17 protein-coding genes and 2 pseudogenes are annotated in these 17,627 nt (G+C 34.9%); 4 read left to right on the forward strand and 15 right to left on the reverse strand.

Features of this window, described 5'->3' with window-relative positions; genetic code table 11:
- Positions 1-82: 82 nt before the first annotated feature.
- A complete protein-coding gene (locus B5P40_RS19460) occupies positions 83-1,243 on the forward strand; it encodes a M20 peptidase aminoacylase family protein (RefSeq protein WP_113709669.1) in 1,161 nt (386 codons plus the stop codon).
- Between the two features lie 21 nt (positions 1,244-1,264).
- Here the strand turns inward: B5P40_RS19460 and B5P40_RS19465 are convergent, their stop codons facing one another.
- The 4 genes from B5P40_RS19465 to alsR all read right to left on the reverse strand — a co-directional run bounded on the left by B5P40_RS19465 (position 1,265) and on the right by alsR (position 4,948).
- Positions 1,265-2,212 (reverse strand): ABC transporter permease, encoded by a 948-nt coding sequence (locus B5P40_RS19465; RefSeq protein WP_002128553.1) that lies wholly within the window; start codon positions 2,210-2,212, stop codon positions 1,265-1,267.
- Entirely contained in the window at positions 2,205-3,116 is a 912-nt protein-coding gene (locus B5P40_RS19470; RefSeq protein WP_002014392.1) for an ABC transporter ATP-binding protein, read from the reverse strand. Before B5P40_RS19470 ends, B5P40_RS19465 begins: the two co-directional genes overlap by 8 nt.
- A 94-nt stretch (positions 3,117-3,210) precedes the next feature.
- Positions 3,211-3,786, reverse strand: coding sequence for an FtsX-like permease family protein (locus B5P40_RS19475; protein WP_002185137.1), 576 nt, complete (start codon positions 3,784-3,786; stop codon positions 3,211-3,213).
- A gap of 253 nt (positions 3,787-4,039) precedes the next feature.
- Positions 4,040-4,948 (reverse strand): acetoin biosynthesis transcriptional regulator AlsR, encoded by a 909-nt coding sequence (alsR, locus tag B5P40_RS19480; RefSeq protein ID WP_002128558.1) that lies wholly within the window; start codon positions 4,946-4,948, stop codon positions 4,040-4,042.
- A gap of 151 nt (positions 4,949-5,099) precedes the next feature.
- Between alsR and B5P40_RS19485 the strand changes: the two genes are divergently transcribed.
- Both B5P40_RS19485 and B5P40_RS19490 read left to right on the forward strand, forming a co-directional pair.
- A complete protein-coding gene (locus B5P40_RS19485) occupies positions 5,100-5,465 on the forward strand; it encodes a CidA/LrgA family holin-like protein (protein ID WP_000872360.1) in 366 nt (121 codons plus the stop codon).
- On the forward strand, positions 5,462-6,139 hold the full coding sequence (locus B5P40_RS19490) for an LrgB family protein (RefSeq protein WP_002137763.1): 678 nt from the start codon (positions 5,462-5,464) through the stop codon (positions 6,137-6,139). The genes B5P40_RS19485 and B5P40_RS19490 overlap by 4 nt, the downstream gene beginning before the upstream one ends.
- 12 nt (positions 6,140-6,151) lie before the next feature.
- Here B5P40_RS19490 and B5P40_RS19495 read toward each other — a convergent pair whose 3' ends face one another.
- Positions 6,152-6,565: an NUDIX hydrolase gene (locus B5P40_RS19495; RefSeq protein ID WP_002137764.1), complete on the reverse strand. Its 414-nt coding sequence runs from the start codon at positions 6,563-6,565 to the stop codon at positions 6,152-6,154.
- 143 nt (positions 6,566-6,708) lie between these two features.
- On the opposite strand from B5P40_RS19495, the gene B5P40_RS19500 reads away from it, so the two are divergent.
- The gene (locus tag B5P40_RS19500) at positions 6,709-6,909 is read left to right on the forward strand and encodes a DUF3903 domain-containing protein (protein ID WP_002167816.1); all 201 of its coding nucleotides are present in this window, start codon (positions 6,709-6,711) and stop codon (positions 6,907-6,909) included.
- A 320-nt stretch (positions 6,910-7,229) separates the two neighbouring features.
- Here the strand turns inward: B5P40_RS19500 and B5P40_RS19505 are convergent, their stop codons facing one another.
- The 10 genes and pseudogenes from B5P40_RS19505 to sirA form a co-directional block, all read right to left on the reverse strand.
- Positions 7,230-7,985 (reverse strand): sulfite exporter TauE/SafE family protein, encoded by a 756-nt coding sequence (locus tag B5P40_RS19505; protein ID WP_002137766.1) that lies wholly within the window; start codon positions 7,983-7,985, stop codon positions 7,230-7,232.
- Positions 7,986-8,093: 108 nt separating this feature from the next.
- A complete protein-coding gene (locus tag B5P40_RS19510) occupies positions 8,094-8,240 on the reverse strand; it encodes a BC1881 family protein (RefSeq protein WP_002014405.1) in 147 nt (48 codons plus the stop codon).
- A gap of 166 nt (positions 8,241-8,406) precedes the next feature.
- A complete protein-coding gene (locus B5P40_RS19515) occupies positions 8,407-10,134 on the reverse strand; it encodes an S-layer homology domain-containing protein (RefSeq protein ID WP_002167815.1) in 1,728 nt (575 codons plus the stop codon).
- Between the two features lie 220 nt (positions 10,135-10,354).
- Complete coding sequence (locus tag B5P40_RS19520; protein WP_002167814.1) at positions 10,355-10,924, reverse strand: hypothetical protein; 570 nt, start codon at positions 10,922-10,924, stop codon at positions 10,355-10,357.
- A gap of 124 nt (positions 10,925-11,048) precedes the next feature.
- A pseudogene (locus B5P40_RS19525) lies at positions 11,049-12,083 on the reverse strand (NERD domain-containing protein).
- 151 nt (positions 12,084-12,234) lie between these two features.
- Positions 12,235-13,086 (reverse strand): annotated as a pseudogene (locus tag B5P40_RS19530) (GH25 family lysozyme); the annotation flags it as partial.
- Between the two features lie 139 nt (positions 13,087-13,225).
- The gene (locus B5P40_RS19535; RefSeq protein ID WP_113709670.1) at positions 13,226-14,989 is read right to left on the reverse strand and encodes an ABC transporter ATP-binding protein; all 1,764 of its coding nucleotides are present in this window, start codon (positions 14,987-14,989) and stop codon (positions 13,226-13,228) included.
- On the reverse strand, positions 14,989-16,740 hold the full coding sequence (locus tag B5P40_RS19540) for an ABC transporter transmembrane domain-containing protein (protein ID WP_002128572.1): 1,752 nt from the start codon (positions 16,738-16,740) through the stop codon (positions 14,989-14,991). Before B5P40_RS19540 ends, B5P40_RS19535 begins: the two co-directional genes overlap by 1 nt.
- Positions 16,741-16,864: 124 nt before the next feature.
- Positions 16,865-17,086, reverse strand: a complete 222-nt coding sequence (locus B5P40_RS19545; protein ID WP_001132292.1) for a YneF family protein — start codon at positions 17,084-17,086, stop codon at positions 16,865-16,867.
- Between the two features lie 78 nt (positions 17,087-17,164).
- The gene (gene sirA / locus B5P40_RS19550; RefSeq protein ID WP_002014415.1) at positions 17,165-17,605 is read right to left on the reverse strand and encodes a sporulation inhibitor of replication protein SirA; all 441 of its coding nucleotides are present in this window, start codon (positions 17,603-17,605) and stop codon (positions 17,165-17,167) included.
- Positions 17,606-17,627 lie beyond the last annotated feature (22 nt).

Raw genomic sequence — 17,627 nt, forward strand, 5'->3', positions numbered from 1 at the left:
AGAGGATTTTCATTTGAGAATCCTCTCTTTTATTATTGTATAATTAATACAAATACTTCACTTAAGAAAGAGGGCATAATAAGTGGCATCTATTCCTGATCAATTAACAGAAAAACTTATTTCCATTCATCGGCATTTACATGAAAATCCAGAACTATCATACGAAGAATTTGAAACGACAAAAGCGATAAAAAATTGGTTAGACGAGGCCAATATCACTATTATTGATTCCAATTTAGAAACAGGAGTTATCGCTGAAATTTCTGGTAATAAAAAAGGACCGGTTGTAGCGCTTCGTGCTGATATCGATGCCCTTCCTATCCAGGAAGAAACAGACCTTCCATACACTTCAAAAATACAAGGTAAAATGCATGCTTGTGGGCATGATTTTCATACAGCTGCTATTATTGGTGCAGCCTATTTATTAAAGGAAAAAGAATCTTCTCTTAACGGAACTGTCCGCCTTATATTCCAGCCAGCTGAAGAAAGTAGTAATGGCGCTTGCAAAGTTATTGAAGCTGGGCATTTACGTGGCGTGCAAGCTATTTTCGGTATGCATAATAAACCTGATTTACCAGTAGGTACAATTGGTATTAAAGATGGGCCACTAATGGCCGGAGTTGATCGATTTGAAATTGAAATCCATGGTGTTGGTACACATGCAGCTGTGCCTGATGCCGGTGTCGATCCTATCGTTGCATCATCTCAAATCGTTATGGCACTTCAAACGATTGTAAGCCGAAATATTAGTTCTTCTCATAACGCTGTCGTAAGTGTAACAAACATTCATTCAGGGAATACGTGGAACGTTATTCCCGAAAAAGCAATATTAGAAGGAACTGTCCATACATTCCAAGCTGAAACACGTGAAAAGATTCCGGCATTAATGAAACGTATCATTAAAGGTGTTTCTGATGCACTAGGTGTAAAAACAGAATTTCGATTTTACCCAGGTCCTCCTGCTGTTCAAAACGATAAAGTACTCACTGATTTTTCTATTCATATTGCAGAGAAAATGAATCTAAACGTTATCTCTCCTATACCATCAATGGCAGGAGAAGACTTTTCTTTTTACCAACAAGAAATACCAGGTTCATTCGTCTTTATGGGAACAAGTGGTACACATGAATGGCATCATCCAGCTTTTACAGTAGATGAAAAAGCATTGCCTATTAGCGCAGAGTATTTCGCCCTATTAGCCGAAGAAGCTATTCATCAATTATTACAAACAAAAAGCCGTTAAGTTACCCTTAACGGCTTTTGCTTATGCTGTTAAATCTCGTTTTATAAATACAGTATAGGAAACCCCTAAAAATACAGCTAAGTATAGAAGAAGCATACAAGAAGCAAATGGGAATGTTACTCCATCAATAAAGCTTCCACCCTTTAAAAGCCCATATAAATCTGTATTCGCTGGTAATAAATATTTCGCCCATTCATATCTTGCTGCCGGAATTAGCGCTATTCCCCCTGATAATGCAAGAAATAAAGAAATCCCGATTGCACCTCCGCTCGATCTCGTTAAAACGGAAATCATAAAGGCAAATGCAGCATACACAAGAGTTGGTAACCAAGATAAAATATAATATTTACTTGCTTCTACGAAAATATTTTGTTTTATTATATTTCCATTTTGAACGACAAATTCAGCCCAAGCTGGTTGTTGGAATTTATAAATAATCAACCCGCATAATACGGAAAAAATCATATTAAATATAAATAATAATGCCGCAAATATAACGATTGCCAAAAACTTAGATGTTAAAATTTTAAATCGGCTCGCTGGACGAATTGTTAAAAATTTATATGTTCCCCAGCTATATTCATTCGCAAAAATCGTACTCGCATATACGAGAATAAACGGAAGTAAAATTGGAAATACGATAAAACCTGTATCTCTCATAAATGAAAGCGGAGAACTACTTGCTGGCGCTGTATTCGTATCTAAATGCTTCATTTTAAGCTGGTATTCTTTTACAAGCTCGTCTCCTGACTTTTCTGTTAAAATATCCTCTTTTTTCATGCCGAGCTTTTTCTCAATTTCTACAGTGCGTTCTGTATAATCCGCTTTCCACCCTTTTGTTTCTGGCTCTAAATATTTTACCGTAACCCATCCTAATCCAATAATTAATACCGCAATAACTGCAAAAGGAATAATCGTTCGCTTTCGCTTAAATATTTTATACAGCTCGTTATAAACTAAATTAAACAATATCTTTTCCTCCTGTTAATTCTAAAAACTGCTCTTCTAGCGTTTTTCTTTCTTCATATACACGATAAACTTGAATGTTTTTCTCCATCAATGTACGAAGAATATTTGGAACTTCTTCATCTTTCACGTTTATAATTAATTCGTTTTCTTTTACTAAAACATCGTATTCTAAAACCTCTGCCGCTTTATTCGCATCATCTACACGTATATGTATTTCTTCTGTTTCTTCCTTTTTATCACTTTGAATATTTTGTGTTGCGACATATTCTCCATGCTGAATAATAATAACCCTGTCACACATTAATTCAACTTCTGAGAGTAAGTGACTAGAAACAAGGACAGCTTTTCCTTGTTCATGCGCAATTTTCTTTATGTACATCCGCATTTCATGTATACCACTAGGATCTAATCCGTTCGTCGGTTCGTCTAGTATTAATACATCTGGATTATGTATAAGTGCCTGAGCAATTCCTAAACGCTGTCTCATACCGAGTGAATATGCTTTTACTTTACGGTCAATTACTTGTCCCATTCCTAACAATTGCACTACTTCATCGATACGCTCTTCAGTCACATTCCCATTCATTCGTCCGAAATATGTTAAATTTTCATAGCCGCTTAAGAAAGGATAAAATTCTGGTGTCTCAATTACAGCACCAATTTTCGCAGCAGTTTTTTCAAATTGCTGTTTTACAGATTGACCATCAATCCATACTTCCCCTTCTGTCATACGGATCATTCCGACCATCATTCGCATTAATGTCGTTTTTCCAGCACCATTTGGTCCTAATAAGCCAACTACTTCACCTTTTTTCACTTCAAAACTAATATTTTCTACTAACGTCTTTGAACCAATTCGCTTTGTTAATCGATCAACTTTTACGATCGCTTGCTCATTTATCATTCCATACAACCTTTCTTCTTAACTCTTTTTTTCAGTTCTTCCCACTGTATCATGATTAATAACATGTGTAAAATGAAGAAAAAGCCATGATTTCTCATGCCTTTCTCCTCGTTTCATATGACTTTTCACCCTTTAACCTTTGTGTAAACCTACAACATTGCCACATTGATATTATAATGACGGTTATCATAACAACTGCTGTTATCACTACCGCATACATCGTAATCGGTGCATTGGTTATCCCTTGGATTCCTACTGCTTTCATAAAAATAATAATAAATAATTTCAAAAATAACATACCATGAATTAATCCGAAAACAAAAGCTCCTCCGTAAGTTAATAATTGCTCCTGACATAATAAACATAACATTTCTTTTCCTGTCATATGCATCACTTCATTCGATGTAAACTCCTCTTTTCTTATCTGTAAAAGAGAAGCTGTCATTTTATATGTAATGAAAATACACACAAAAACTATAAATAGAAACATAGCATAAAACCACTTTACAAATATAGGTGTATATTCCGCTTTACTTATTACAACTTCATTGAATCGGAATGATATCATAAAAAAACAAAGCATTGTATTCATAGCAATCCACATAAATTGTTTTAACCTTTGGGCAGCAAATGTTTGTATATTTTTTCTCGCTAACCGAAATAAAGACATAATTTCCCCCTACCTTGCTTCATAACATACGCATTCTATACTACTAGTGTATAAAAATATGACATTTTAAACATCGCACTTCAATCGGAATCTTTACTAAGCCTTTAGTCCTAGAAACCACGCATATTGATCTCCTTAGCATTGAATAAAAAACAAAAAACGGAAATGCACTTTAGTTACATTTCCGTTTTTTGTTTAATGAGGTGAATCTTTATATAACTTAATTATCATGACTACCCTGTAACTTCATCAACTATTCAGCCTTCGCATCTTCCACTTCAATCCTTTTTTTCTCTCTTGCAATTTTCAAAAACTCTAACAACTCTGGATTGTTATTCATTTTTTTATAAGCCACTGACATTTCTGCAACAAAATTAGAATCACATAACTCTTTATATACAACTTCTGTTCTATACAATTTATTTGCGGATACAGGTATTACCGTAATTCCAATACCTGCCGCTACAAGCCCCATAACAGTTTGATACTCCGTTGCTTCTTGTACAATGTGCGGACTAAAACCTACATCACGGCAAAGCGATAAAATTGTATCATATAACGCTGGCCATACTGGTCTCGTAATAAATACGAACGGTTCATCCCTTAAATCTTCGATATGTATTTCGTCCTTTTCAGCAAGAGGATGTGCCTTCGGTAAACATAACGTACATGAAAGTTTTTGAATTGGTTCTAACTCAAGTAATTGCGTTGGAATTGGCGGACGTAAAAATCCAATATCAATTCGATTATCATGAAGTGCATGCACCTGATCCGGTGTGGACAATTCATGTAATGCTACAGACACTCTCGGAAATTTCTTTCTATACTCTCTGACGATTGACGGTAAAATATCATATATCGCCGCACCTACAAAACCAATTGAAAGTGATCCAACTTCTCCCCTTTGAGCACTTTGTGCAACTTCTACTGCTTTTTCAATTTGTTCAAACGCTTTTTTTACTTCTTTTAAAAACATTTCTCCTGCTTCTGTTAATTCAACCTTTCTCTTCGTTCTTGAAAATAACATAACTCCCATTTCTTTTTCTAATTGCTGAATTTGTTGACTAAGCGGTGGTTGTGTCATTTGTAAACGAGCAGCTGCTCGTCCAAAGTGTAATTCCTCTGCCACTACAACAAAATATTGCAAATGCCGTAATTCCATTTTGGACACCCTTTTCACTTTCGATTAATACATCTAATATATTAATAACATATAATTTATATATTAGACAAATATTTCAAATGAACGTATAGTAGAAATTGTTAATTCTTTTTTACAATTTTTATGTAAAAAACAAAGAGGTGGTTACTGTATGAAATGGTGGAAGTTAAGCGGACAAATTTTATTATTATTTTGTTTCGCTTGGACAGGTGAATGGATTGCAAAACAGGCACACCTCCCAGTTCCAGGAAGTATAATCGGTATTTTTTTATTGTTAATCTCATTAAAATTTAATATAGTGAAAAAAGAATGGATACAAGACGGTGCAGACTTTTTATTAAAAGAACTTATTTTATTTTTCATCCCTTCTGCAGTCGCTGTCATTCGTTACAAAGATACATTATCACAATATGGAATCGATCTCATTTTAATTATCGTGATTAGTACACTTTGTGTTACTCTCGTAACAGGACTTTTAACAGAATTGCTATTAAAGCGGAAAGGATCAACACAATGATCGGCTTTCTTTGTTTACTATTAACACTATTCACATATTGGGTATCTAAAAAAATGTATCAACGCTGGAATTGGAGTCTGCTTTCTCCCCTTCTTGTATGCCCAATCATTTTAATAGCTTTATTACTTGGATTAGATACACCATACGAAACCTACGAATCTGGTAGTCATTGGCTAACAGAATTATTAAAACCTGCAACAGTTGCTTTCGCATGGCCAATCTATAAACATTTTGATCTATTAAAAAAACACGGCACTGCTATTTTAATTAATGTCATTGTCGGTTCTTTTCTATCTGTTATTACTTCCGCACTACTAGCTAATTTTTTTCAAATTGACTCTACAATAGAACAAAGTTTAGCACCGCACATTGTAACAACACCTATTGCAATGGCTATTTCAGAAATGATTGGCGGCATGTCACAATTAACAGCAGTTTTCGTTGTATTAACTGCCTTAACTGGAGCGTTATTCGGTCCTACACTCATACGCATATGCCGTATTAAAACAGCGCTCGCAAAAGGTATAATGCTAGGTACTAGCGCGAATGGGACCGGAACATCAAAAGCATTTGAAATCGGTCCTGTAGAAGGTACAATTGCAAGTTTATCAATGCTTTTAACAGCTGGAGCTAGTTTAGTTATCGTTCCACTTTTCTTATCTTGGATACACTAAAAAAGCAAGTATTTACACACTTGCTTTTTTATTTACATATCGGTATATTAGCTCGTAATCCTCTGGAAAAGCTAATGATAATTTTCCAACTTCATGTATCCCTTTCCAATCAATCTCATGTATTAACTCATCCGGATCTTGGATTTTCATATTACCGCCTATTTTTTTAACAAAGTAATAATGAACATACACCGGAATCCCGTATGTAATACCTTCTTTTTCGTATATTTTATTTACAACCTCCACATTGTAGCCTGTTTCCTCCCAAACTTCCCTGATACAACATTCTTCTAGTGTTTCTCCCTTTTCAAGTCCTCCACTTGGGACAGACCACCTTTTTTCTTCCCCTTCTTTTCCTTGCAATACCATTAAAATTTCATTTCTTTCATTCATACAAATAGCTGCCGTACCTATCCATCTCTCCATATACATCCCTCCCCTACTAAAATTCACCTTCTTTTTTATTTCCCCTTTGAAAAAAAAGAGGAAATAAGTAAAAAGATGCCGAAAGTTTACATCAACTTCATGAGCAGTCCCTTCTTAGAAATTCAAACCGGAAGGATGAAATTATGATTTCTAAATATGTTGTGGAATGTGTTTTTTGTGAAGAAAACCGAAAACCTCGGCAATCCATTGTCACAGTGCCTGCTACTTCTCAGCTACTAGCCATTCAAAAAGTACGAGCTGAATGTAAACGTCGCTTCGGAAAAACTTTATTATTGCAAACAGAAATTAAAGAAGACTTACTCATTGAACAAAAAGAAAGCTGACCATAAATTGGCCAGCTTTCTTATCCGATCATATTTTCACATGAAGATTAGGGGCATCCTCTTTAAGGATCGGGATTTACCCATTATGTGCGTTCCATAATGGTCATCGAACAATATATTTCTATACAATAAACTATTGAATAGAATAGGGCAAAACTTGTTCGCATTTTTAGAAAAGGGATAGGGATATAATTCAAGTAATACTTCGAATACTCGAACTTTATACTCATTATATTAAAGCAAATCCTTTTATATGAGAAATATGAATTACTTACATAATTCATTCGTAAAATATATTAATAGATTTCTATATATTCTCTTTAATCTACTAACAACATACATCCAGCTAATATTGGTGTCATAATCATCGAAAACCTTAGAAGCATGCGAGGTGCATAATTTGTAAACTTAGCTCCTATATATGCTCCTAACATTGTCCCGATTAAAACTTGTACTAATAATACATAATCTAAATACCCTTCCGAACTATATCCAAACCCACCTCCAATTGCGATTGGTAATATAACGAGCATTGTCGTCCCTACAGATTGACGGATTGTTAAACCTAATAGAACCATTAATCCGAGTTGGATAAAAGGTGCTGAGCCAATACCAAATGCACCTGCTAAAATTCCAGTCACCAATCCGAGGAATATACATTTAATCACGTTATCTTTCGAAAGTTCTTTATGCCCTTTTAAAGACGACTGTGATCTTTTTTGAAACATAATCAACCGAATAAACATAAAAATTGCCGATAAAAATAACATACCAGCTGTAAACCAATGCAACAGATGTGCTGGTATTAACGAACCAAACTTTGAACCAATAAAGGAACCAATCGCGCCAAATCCCCCAACAACTCCGCCTATTACAAGCACAACATTCCCTTCTCGGTAATGACTTACTACTCCAGATAATGTCGTAAATGCCATCGCAGTTAAAGATGTTGCAAGAGCAACATGAATAGGGATATGGAATACTAGAGTGAGTATCGCGATGATAAATCCTGCTCCCCCTGCTCCGACAAATCCTAATAAAACTCCCATTAATAACATTGTTATAATAATTGCCACATAATTCCCCTCCAATATCCCAATTATCTATCATATACACACTTCTATACAAACAAAAAGCACCCTAAGCGGATGCTCTGACTACTTTTCTTTATTGATAATATGTACTTAATCTTGATTAATTAAAATAACAGCTGGACCAGAAACAACTACTCCGGCCACTTCTATCTTTTCAAATTCCATCACTGTAATAGATATAACCCCTTCTCTTTCCATCAATTCCTTACTCAGGACTTCAGTCGGTATTGATTTCACCGTCCTACCTCCTTTTCATTTTATACAAAATTACAAAAAACTACCCAATGCATCTAAATATATGCATCACCTCCGCTTTCATTCCTTATTCCAGTCAAAATTCACATCACCTTTCTATAACATATTGAAAAATAAAAAAGCACTCGCCAAAGCGAATGCCTTTCCATTATTTACTCTCTATTACTTTTAACATTCTATTAATAAATGCTGCCGATTCCCCACGTGTTGCAGAACCTTTTGGCATAAACTCATTATTCTCATTCCCTTTTACGATACCTAACCCATAAACACGTTGAACCGCCTGTTTATCATACGCTAAATTTTGATCCGTAAATGGTAATGGAACTAAATTACCTTTAATATTTTTGAATTGCAATGCACGATCAATCATAATGACAGCTTCATCACGTTTAATCGTATCATTCGGAGCAAATATATCATTTCCTCGTCCACTTATAATCCCAGCACTAGCTGCACGATTAATACCATCTACTAGCGATGGATGAGCTGTGCTTAAATCTTTGAAATTCGATTTCCCCTCTGGTAATTGCAATGATCTTGAAACTAAATTCGCAAATTCACCACGTGTTACAAGACGTTCTGGCCAGTAAGAACCCTTCCCGTCTCCAACCATAATACCTCTTTTATCTAATTCACGAATATCTGCTTCATACCAACCGCCAGTTATATCATCTTTATGATTCGCATCATAATAAGCTTTCGTTCCCTGTAAAAATGGCTCCCACGCATTATTCCTTATCATAATGGCCGGACAATTCTTTCCGCTCCAAAATTGATGCTTTTTTACATTTTCTAAAGGAATATTTAATTCCCCCATTAAATAGGCTGCTAGTTTGCGAGCATTTTCCACAGCTTTATTATAATCACCATCTTGATTGACAGCAATTTCAATTGCAATTGATTCTCTGTTACCGGTTCCTTCTGATCCATCTCCAGCATGCCAACCATTTTCATTTAATGGTAGATGTTGATAAATTTCTTTATCATCTACTGTAAAATGCCAAGATGCTGAACGATCAGTCGTTCCTGTTGCTTGACTGTATAAATATTGTGCATGGTTTCTAGCATTTGCTCCAACACTATAATTATCTGTCTCATGAATTGTAATGTATTTTGGTTTCATCGCATAACCTGGACGAATATTTTCATTACCTGTTGGTACAATCATTTCCTTTAATGGTACACCGTAAATATCCGTTGTTTTCTCTTCTATTGGTGCAGTATACATAACCGCTGCACGTTTCGTACGAGTTGGAGTTGTGCTTTGAATAAGAGATGCTTTTGTACCCTCAAATTTTGCTGAAGGTGCATAAATCCACTTCACCTCATTATCTATTTGGACTTGGAACCACTCTCCAACTTGTCCAATTGCAATAATTGTTTGCGGTTGTAACACTTTCTCGTCTTTATATGAATTAAATGGTGCGGAATATGTGGCTGTCTCTTCATTAATTACTAATTTTTCGTTTGCCAAGTGATAAACTTCCTTAACCTCTACATTTCCTTCACTACTTTGTATCCACCCAGCTCCAGATTCTGTTTGTATATAGTAAGCGTTTCCTTTTTGTTTTTCGGCTTTCACTACTTGATTAGAAAGCTGAACACCTGTCGCTTTTTGTAACTCAGCAGAATCAAATAAAGATGCTGAACCTATTATATGTACAAAAAAATCTCCTTGTACTTCATTTGTTATTCCTTTGCTCTCTCCACGTCCATCTTCATCTTTCATATGGCTTTCAATACTTTTTAATGCTTGCTCGTCTGTTGAAATTGTTACGGTCTTTTCTACTGTGTCTGCATAGGAAAAACTTGGAATCGTTACCATACTAAATACAATTGATGCAGCTAAAACATTATAAAATTCTTTTTTCATACTAATTATTTAACACGTTTATATCTTAATTCGTGTTAACTTCCCTCCCTAATCTAAAATATTTAAGGCTATCTAGCAAACTTCTAAACTAAATAACCCTTTACAATATAACAAACTCTATCTCATTCGTATAGATAGGAATGACTACTATTTGCCTACTTTTTCTATATTGGAATATAGAAAAGAAGCTATAAAAGATATAGCTTCTCCTCTCACTATTTCAATCTCGTTGTACCTTATACTCTATAACTCTACCATCTTTATCAAATTGCAAAACAAGACATTCACTATCTATAGGAATGAAACCACGTTCATTCCCAAGATAGTATAGTGTAGTAATTCCCGTTTCCAAACTGCTTGTTTTCGTAGGGGCCCCTAACAATTTTGTAATTTCCTCGTTTGATTTCCCTATCAATTTATGCTCCTGTAATAGGTCATCTACCATATGTACTCGTTTTTCTTCATAATTTAACCACCGATCCTGATTAAAATTTGAAGTGTATTTATTTATACTTAATTGTACGGTGCATACTAGCAATGGAATGAGACCTACCATCATTATAGTGAACAGTTGTTTCTTACCTTTATCACGTCTTGCCGAAACATGTAAGATAGACTTTTGAATAATAACTAATAAAATAAAAGGCATTACTACCACCAAAATACTCATTACACTCAATGACACATGAACCATATCAATAACGAAAATAAACGCAATGTACATTAATATATGCAAACAAAAATAAATGTACAACATTCCCCACAATATAGAGCTTTTACCTTTCTCCACCCAAATAACACCTACTTTATCCCGCTATTTGCGGGCAGTTAGACTCCCACCTCAAAATTCGGCTGTAAAGGGTAGAAGTCGGGTTGCCCATAAACCCCCACTAATTAAAGTTTTACTTTATTTTTCACTTCGCAACATAATTCATCTGGCCAATCATATCTCTAATCTTTTGTAGTTCTCGTGCTGTATATATTACTTTACTTGTTAAAACTTCATTTCTGAAAAACGTTACAATTTGCTCTCTATCTTTAAATCTCGGCAATTCTTCATTAGAAAGATCAATAACGTCTTTTCCACTCTCATTTTCAAAATATACAATTGGTTTTACTTTTTCCTTTACAATATCTACTTGCATTTCTTCCAAACAATTATATAAAGTTTGAGATAGCATTTTCGCTTTATACGCTGGATTCCCTTCATTTCTTACTTGCAAAGTTAATGAAGTTCCATCCGTAATAAATTCAAATGTCTCTTCTTTTTCAATTTCATGTTGATACTTACCAATTTCCTCAATCATAAATGAATATATACCCGCATTTTCTTTCGTTAAGCCATGGATTAATTTCCCTGTTCATTCTTTCGTCTCAAGTAGATAAATACCAGTTTTACATAAGATAAGGTGATGAATTCGATTATCATTTATGTCACGTTTATCTCTATATTTATTGCGTATCATAAAAACGTTCGGTATAATATGAAACTCTTCTTCTAGTATTATTCCTTGCTCAACGAAACCTCGCTTCATATAATGTAATATTTCATGCGCATTCACTTCAGCACCATTTTTGGTATATTCTCGTAAATCCGCAATTAAATTTTGAAACATATGTACTTCACTACTATGCTTATCTTGCATTTCACTACGTTCTTTACTATGTTGAACAGCCAATTGATTTTTCATCATACGCATATTTTCAAGTTCTCTAGCTGTATTCACTTGTAAATCATTATATTTTTTCTGTTCCATATTCTTTAAAGTATCCTGTTGTTCTTTATGCCCTGTAATCGTAGCTGCAATCTCATTTTCATACGTTTCAATCGCTTGTTTCTTTTCAAACTCTACTTGCTGACTCTCTGATTCTAACTGTTTATTTTTATAAAACAGTACAAACACTACAGCTAATAATATTAAAATCCCACCTATTAGCACATACTCCATATTATTACTCCTTTATTTCATTTCCGATTATTTTTAAACATATATCAATTACATTATAATATGTTATCAATATATACTTTGTAAAAATTATATATTTTTCATAAAAGGCACCTCAGTCGAGATACCTTTTAGATTCACTTTATTGTACACCATACTGAATATAACTTGAATCATTATATACCCACTGATTTGTCCCTAAGCAGAGCCATCCATTTTGTTCTCCCCAAACTTCATATGATTCGCCACGATTCAATTGGCGAATTACACTAGACTGTAAAGATGGTCCACTTCGTAAATTCACATTATCTCCATTAATTACAGCAACTCCGTATACTGGAGTCGCATTATTAGGCGTGGAAACATTCCCTCCACCACTTGCTCCATTTCCTTGTAAAGCTTCTAATGAAACAGCTGCTGATACGTCACAATTTCCTACACCTGAAATTTGCCCAGAATCTGTGTACTGCCATGCTGTCCACTCTGTCCATCCACCAGCATCAGCAGGCGGTATACTAGAATATTTGGAAATCCAAAGTGGAATGTCACTTAACCCGCTAATTCCAAATTCATTAATATACCAAACTCCTGTATATAACATTACATTTTTCCCAGTAGCTTGTTTCACATAATTTACGAAACTTCTTGCCCAATTCGATATAGTCGCACCCGTTAAACTACTATTGCTAGTATCCGTTGGCGATTCTAAATCTAAAACAGGGATTAAGTCCGTCTGATTACTCTGTAATATATTCACAAAATGTTTCGCTTCTGAAATGGCATCATTTTGTTCTGGGTGCGCAAAATGATATGCACCAATTAATACATTCGCATCTCTCGCAGCTTGTACATTTTGAACGAAAGTAGGGTCAATATAGTTCACACCTTCCGTCGCTTTTGCATACGCCGCTGGAATGCCAGATGACTTCACAGCATTCCAATTAATGTTTCCTTCCCAATGAGACACATCAATAAATGTAATATTTGAACTGGATCTATTTTGCATATAAAAGCTCCTATCAAATTTTGTTATTCTATATACAATATGTACAACTCTAGTTAAAGGACACGACAAATCTCTCACATATTTCGAAAATTTTATTACATTTTAATATCTGAGAGAATAGAAAAAAGACCTTGTAATTCTACAAGGCCTGTTGCAAACTCCCTTTATTTTGTAGCAAGTACATATTGTAGTAAAGTCCTTGTTTACTAAGTAACTCTTGATGTGTTCCGCTTTCTACAATTTCCCCTTCATGCATAACAAATATTTGATCCGCATCTTGGATTGTAGACAATCTGTGCGCAATCGCTATCGTTGTTCTACCTTTTCGCATTTGCTGCAATGCCGTTTGGATAGCCTCCTCTGTTTCTGTATCAATATTTGCCGTCGCTTCATCTAACACTAATACTTTCGGATTGGTTGCTATCGTTCTAGCAAAAGCAATTAATTGCCTTTGACCACTAGAAAATGCAGCTCCTCTTTCGACAACTTCTGTATCATACTGCTCTGGTAATTTTTCAATAAACGTATTCGCTTGCACAAACTTTGCCGCTTCCTCTATCTCTTCATCCGTAATCTCTTCATTATACATACGAATATTTTGCTTTACATTTCCAGCAAATAAAAATGCATCTTGCAGCACAAGACCAATTTTCTTTCGAATTTCTTGTTCTTCGAACTTCTCTAAATCTACTCCGTCTATTACTATATTTCCTGATTTAATATTGTAAAATCTCATTAATAAATTCATAATCGTACTCTTTCCGCTACCAGTATGCCCTACGAAAGCAACCGTTTGCCCTGACTTTACGTGAAAAGATACATTTTTTAAAACGTCACGCTTTCCATCATATGAAAAAGTAACATCTTTAAACTGAATTTCCCCGTTAGCTACTCGTGGCTGTTCACTCCCCATTTGAACAGGAGCTAAATCTTTATCATCCATTAAATGAAATACACGCGATGATGAAACAAGCGCTTGCTGGAAGAAAGATAGTTTCATCATCATCTCATTTACCGGCTGGAAGAAACGATGAATATAGTTAACGAAAGCATATAAAACCCCTACTTCAACAGGACTCTTTAAAGCATCGATTCCGAATAAACCAAGTACTACCGCAATTGCTACAATATGAACAAGATCTGTTGCTGGACGTAAAAGTAATGCATCTAATTTCAATGTACGACGTCCAGCACTAAAATGTTTATTGTTCACTTCTTCAAATTCTTTTCTCATCCGCTTTTCTTGCCGGAACACCTGAACAATATTCATACCTTGAATGGACTCATTTAACTTTGCATTTAATATACTCAGCTTATTACGTACCTCTAAATAAAAAGCTGCACTTTTCCGTTGATACAACACCATAATTGCAAACATTACCGGAATTAATATGAGCGAAAATAGCGCTAATTTTACATCTAATAAAAACATCGCTACTAAAATCCCTACTAAAAAGACTACATTTTTCACGAATGTTGATAGTACACTAACATAAAAATCCTTAATCGCTTCTGTATCATTCGTTATGCGAGATACGAGCGTACCAATCGGCGTACGATCAAAGAAGCTTAATGACAATTTTTGAACATGTTCATACACTTCAACTCGCATATCTTGGACAATCTTAAAAGCGATATTTTGAAAGTACAATAAGTCTAAATAAGTAAATAATACTTTTAATAAATGAGCAATAATATACACTACAAATAGGGTTACAAGTGCTGATTGTTCAAAGTTACCTGGCACTAAGTGTTCATCAAGAAATTGTTTAATTAAAAAAGGACCCATCATTTCAGTTACAGTTGCACCAACTAGAAATAAAAATGCTACCGCCAATAACCCTTTATAGGGCCTCATATAAGAAAGTAACCTTCTTAAATCACTCCGTTTTTTCTCAGCCATCATACGCCTCCTTTCTCTACTAATGCCTCTAACTGCTGGCTTTCGTACATTTCTTTATACCAACCATTTTCTTTCATTAATTGCTCATGTGTCCCTCGCTGCATAACCCTACCTTCATCAATAACAAGAATAAGATTTGCATGCTGAATAGCACTTAAACGATGGGCAGTAATAATCGTCGTTTTCTCTGCCCTTTCTCGTTTCAATGCAGTTAAAATAGTTTCTTCTGTTTTTGCATCTACGGCTGATAAACAATCATCTAATATTAAAATTTCAGCATTTGTTAATAATGCACGCGCAATAGAGATTCTCTGCTTTTGACCTCCTGATAGTGAAACGCCCCTTTCACCTACTACAGTGTCATACCCTTCTGGAAATTGAAATATATCATTATGAATACAAGCAATATCAGCAGCTCGGCTAATTTCTTTATATGTAGCATCGGCCTTTCCAAAAGCAATGTTCTCCCCAATACTCGCTGAAAATAAAAAGTGATCTTGCGGTACATATGAAATTGCAGAACGCACACCGTGAAGTGTTAAATCTCGAATATCCCGCTCCCCAACTTTTAATTCACCATTAAAATGATCATACTCTCGAATTAAACATTTTAATAACGTCGTCTTCCCTGCACCGGTACGCCCTACAACTCCTAATGTTTCACCTTTTCTTAAGTTAAAGTAAATATCTTTTAAGTTTAATAGTTCATTCTTTTTATAAGAAAACGAATCAACAGCAAACGAAACATCACCACTTGCTATAGTATTTATAGCATTGTCCCTATTCACTACATCTGAAGTTTGTGAAAGTATTTTCTCCACACGATCATACGAAGCACGTCCACGCTCCATAATATTAAATAGCCATCCAAACGCTAACATTGGCCATACAAGTGTCCCTAAGTACGTTGTAAATGTTACTAATTCCCCTACAGTTAATTCACCTCGTACGACTAATAATGATCCGTAACAAATTGCGATCAAAAATGAAAATCCGACAATTAGGGAAATCGTTGGATCGAATAACGAGTCAATACGTGCAACTAGCATATTTTTATGTACGACATCTTCAGATTTCTTCCGAAACGCTTGTAAATCCTCTTTCTCTTGTCCAAGTGAGCGAATTACCTTCATCCCACTCATACTTTCTTGTACTTTATCATTGATTTCAGAAAACGATTGCTGTGCCTTATGAAATCTTCTATGCAATAAAGTTCCATAATAATTTGTAGAAATAGCTACAATTGGCATCGGAATTAAACTTAATAACGTTAACTTCCAACTAATTGTAAATCCCATCGCTACGAGTACACATCCTCCAACAGCTAATGAATCAACGAGTGTTAAAACACCTGCCCCCGCAGTTTGCTGAATCGCCTGAATATCATTTGTCGCATGTGCCATCAAATCGCCTGTGCGACGTGATTGATAAAAGGATGGGCTCATCTTAGTAAAATGTTCATATAGATTCTTTCGCAGTTGACGAGCTAGTTTTAAAGAAGATCCAAAAATCATAATACGCCATAAGTAACGTAATATATACATCGTAATTCCTACAACTACTAATAGAATAACCCAGTTCAACAATTTTTCAGACGTTAATGTTCCATTATTAATTTCATCTACTACAATGCCCAGTACTCTTGGCGCTACAAGTTCAAGAAGCGCGACACCAAATAACATAATAATTCCGATTATGTACGCTCGTTTTTCTTGCTTAAAAAACCAAGCTAAATTAAAAAACACTTTCATATTTATCCTCCTCCCTTAAAATGAGCGATGTTTTCAGTTTACCAAAAACACAGAATTTTTAAAAGTTTTAAATATCTTTTATAACCAAAAGAAAAGGGCACTCGGTAAGAGTGCCCTTTGGCGCTTATTTCGTTTGTTGCTTGTTCATCGCGCTCATCATTTGATTGATTTTCTTTTGGGAAGGTTTTTGTCCCATTTGCATCATCATCATTTTTAACATTTGTTCGTTAATTGGTGGATTTTTTTGTAAGTAATTCATCATGTATTTGCGGGCAATGAAAAATCCTAACGCCACGCCTGCTACTAGTGCTACTACGCCCACTAGAATACCTAACCACATTGGCATATCTTTTCCTCCTTCATGTTGTCTACCTTACAGTGTACTAAAACCTTTTCAATAAGACAAGATACTATTCGACATTTTTTACACATATGTTCGTACTTGTTTGAGAGGATTTAACCAACCGTACTTTTTATTTTCATAATCCATCGCTAAAAATGTTAACTCACACTTTCTAAGCACCTCAAAGAAAGTTGTTTCCATGGATACATTTCCAGAAGTGTTTATTCGAATATATTGTGGTTTCACCATTATTTCTCCGTATTCGGCTCCTGTATAAAGCGTATGAGTATGATTTGTTCTTTCATATTTACCAAGAACACGCAAAGCTTGTTCTAATTTATGATGAATTTTCATTACTTGTAACGGCATCGTAATATACGTCATTTGTTTATATAATACTTTCTTCTCCGAAAGGAACCCAGATTCTGAAAATCGAGCAAATAAATCAAAAAACAAATATTCACGACCAAAGTAAGCTTTCGCAATATCCTCTTGAATTAAATACAATTCATACGTTTTCATTTTTCCCCTCCCGATCTGGACA

The organism is Bacillus sp. SRB_8 (genome assembly GCF_003264205.1).
In the GTDB taxonomy this organism is placed as follows: domain Bacteria; phylum Bacillota; class Bacilli; order Bacillales; family Bacillaceae_G; genus Bacillus_A; species Bacillus_A mycoides.

What these genes read in the sequence shown, in the direction of transcription:
- sirA (WP_002014415.1), bottom strand. Translation starts at nt 17,605, where the DNA reads ATGAAAACGTATGAATTGTATTTAATTCAAGAGGATATTGCGAAAGCT.
- B5P40_RS19470 (WP_002014392.1), bottom strand. Translation starts at nt 3,116, where the DNA reads ATGATAAATGAGCAAGCGATCGTAAAAGTTGATCGATTAACAAAGCGA.
- B5P40_RS19545 (WP_001132292.1), bottom strand. Translation starts at nt 17,086, where the DNA reads ATGCCAATGTGGTTAGGTATTCTAGTGGGCGTAGTAGCACTAGTAGCA.
- B5P40_RS19490 (WP_002137763.1), top strand. Translation starts at nt 5,462, where the DNA reads ATGATCGGCTTTCTTTGTTTACTATTAACACTATTCACATATTGGGTA.
- B5P40_RS19535 (WP_113709670.1), bottom strand. Translation starts at nt 14,989, where the DNA reads ATGGCTGAGAAAAAACGGAGTGATTTAAGAAGGTTACTTTCTTATATG.
- alsR (WP_002128558.1), bottom strand. Translation starts at nt 4,948, where the DNA reads ATGGAATTACGGCATTTGCAATATTTTGTTGTAGTGGCAGAGGAATTA.
- B5P40_RS19540 (WP_002128572.1), bottom strand. Translation starts at nt 16,740, where the DNA reads ATGAAAGTGTTTTTTAATTTAGCTTGGTTTTTTAAGCAAGAAAAACGA.
- B5P40_RS19500 (WP_002167816.1), top strand. Translation starts at nt 6,709, where the DNA reads ATGATTTCTAAATATGTTGTGGAATGTGTTTTTTGTGAAGAAAACCGA.
- B5P40_RS19475 (WP_002185137.1), bottom strand. Translation starts at nt 3,786, where the DNA reads ATGTCTTTATTTCGGTTAGCGAGAAAAAATATACAAACATTTGCTGCC.
- B5P40_RS19515 (WP_002167815.1), bottom strand. Translation starts at nt 10,134, where the DNA reads ATGAAAAAAGAATTTTATAATGTTTTAGCTGCATCAATTGTATTTAGT.
- B5P40_RS19485 (WP_000872360.1), top strand. Translation starts at nt 5,100, where the DNA reads ATGAAATGGTGGAAGTTAAGCGGACAAATTTTATTATTATTTTGTTTC.
- B5P40_RS19495 (WP_002137764.1), bottom strand. Translation starts at nt 6,565, where the DNA reads ATGGAGAGATGGATAGGTACGGCAGCTATTTGTATGAATGAAAGAAAT.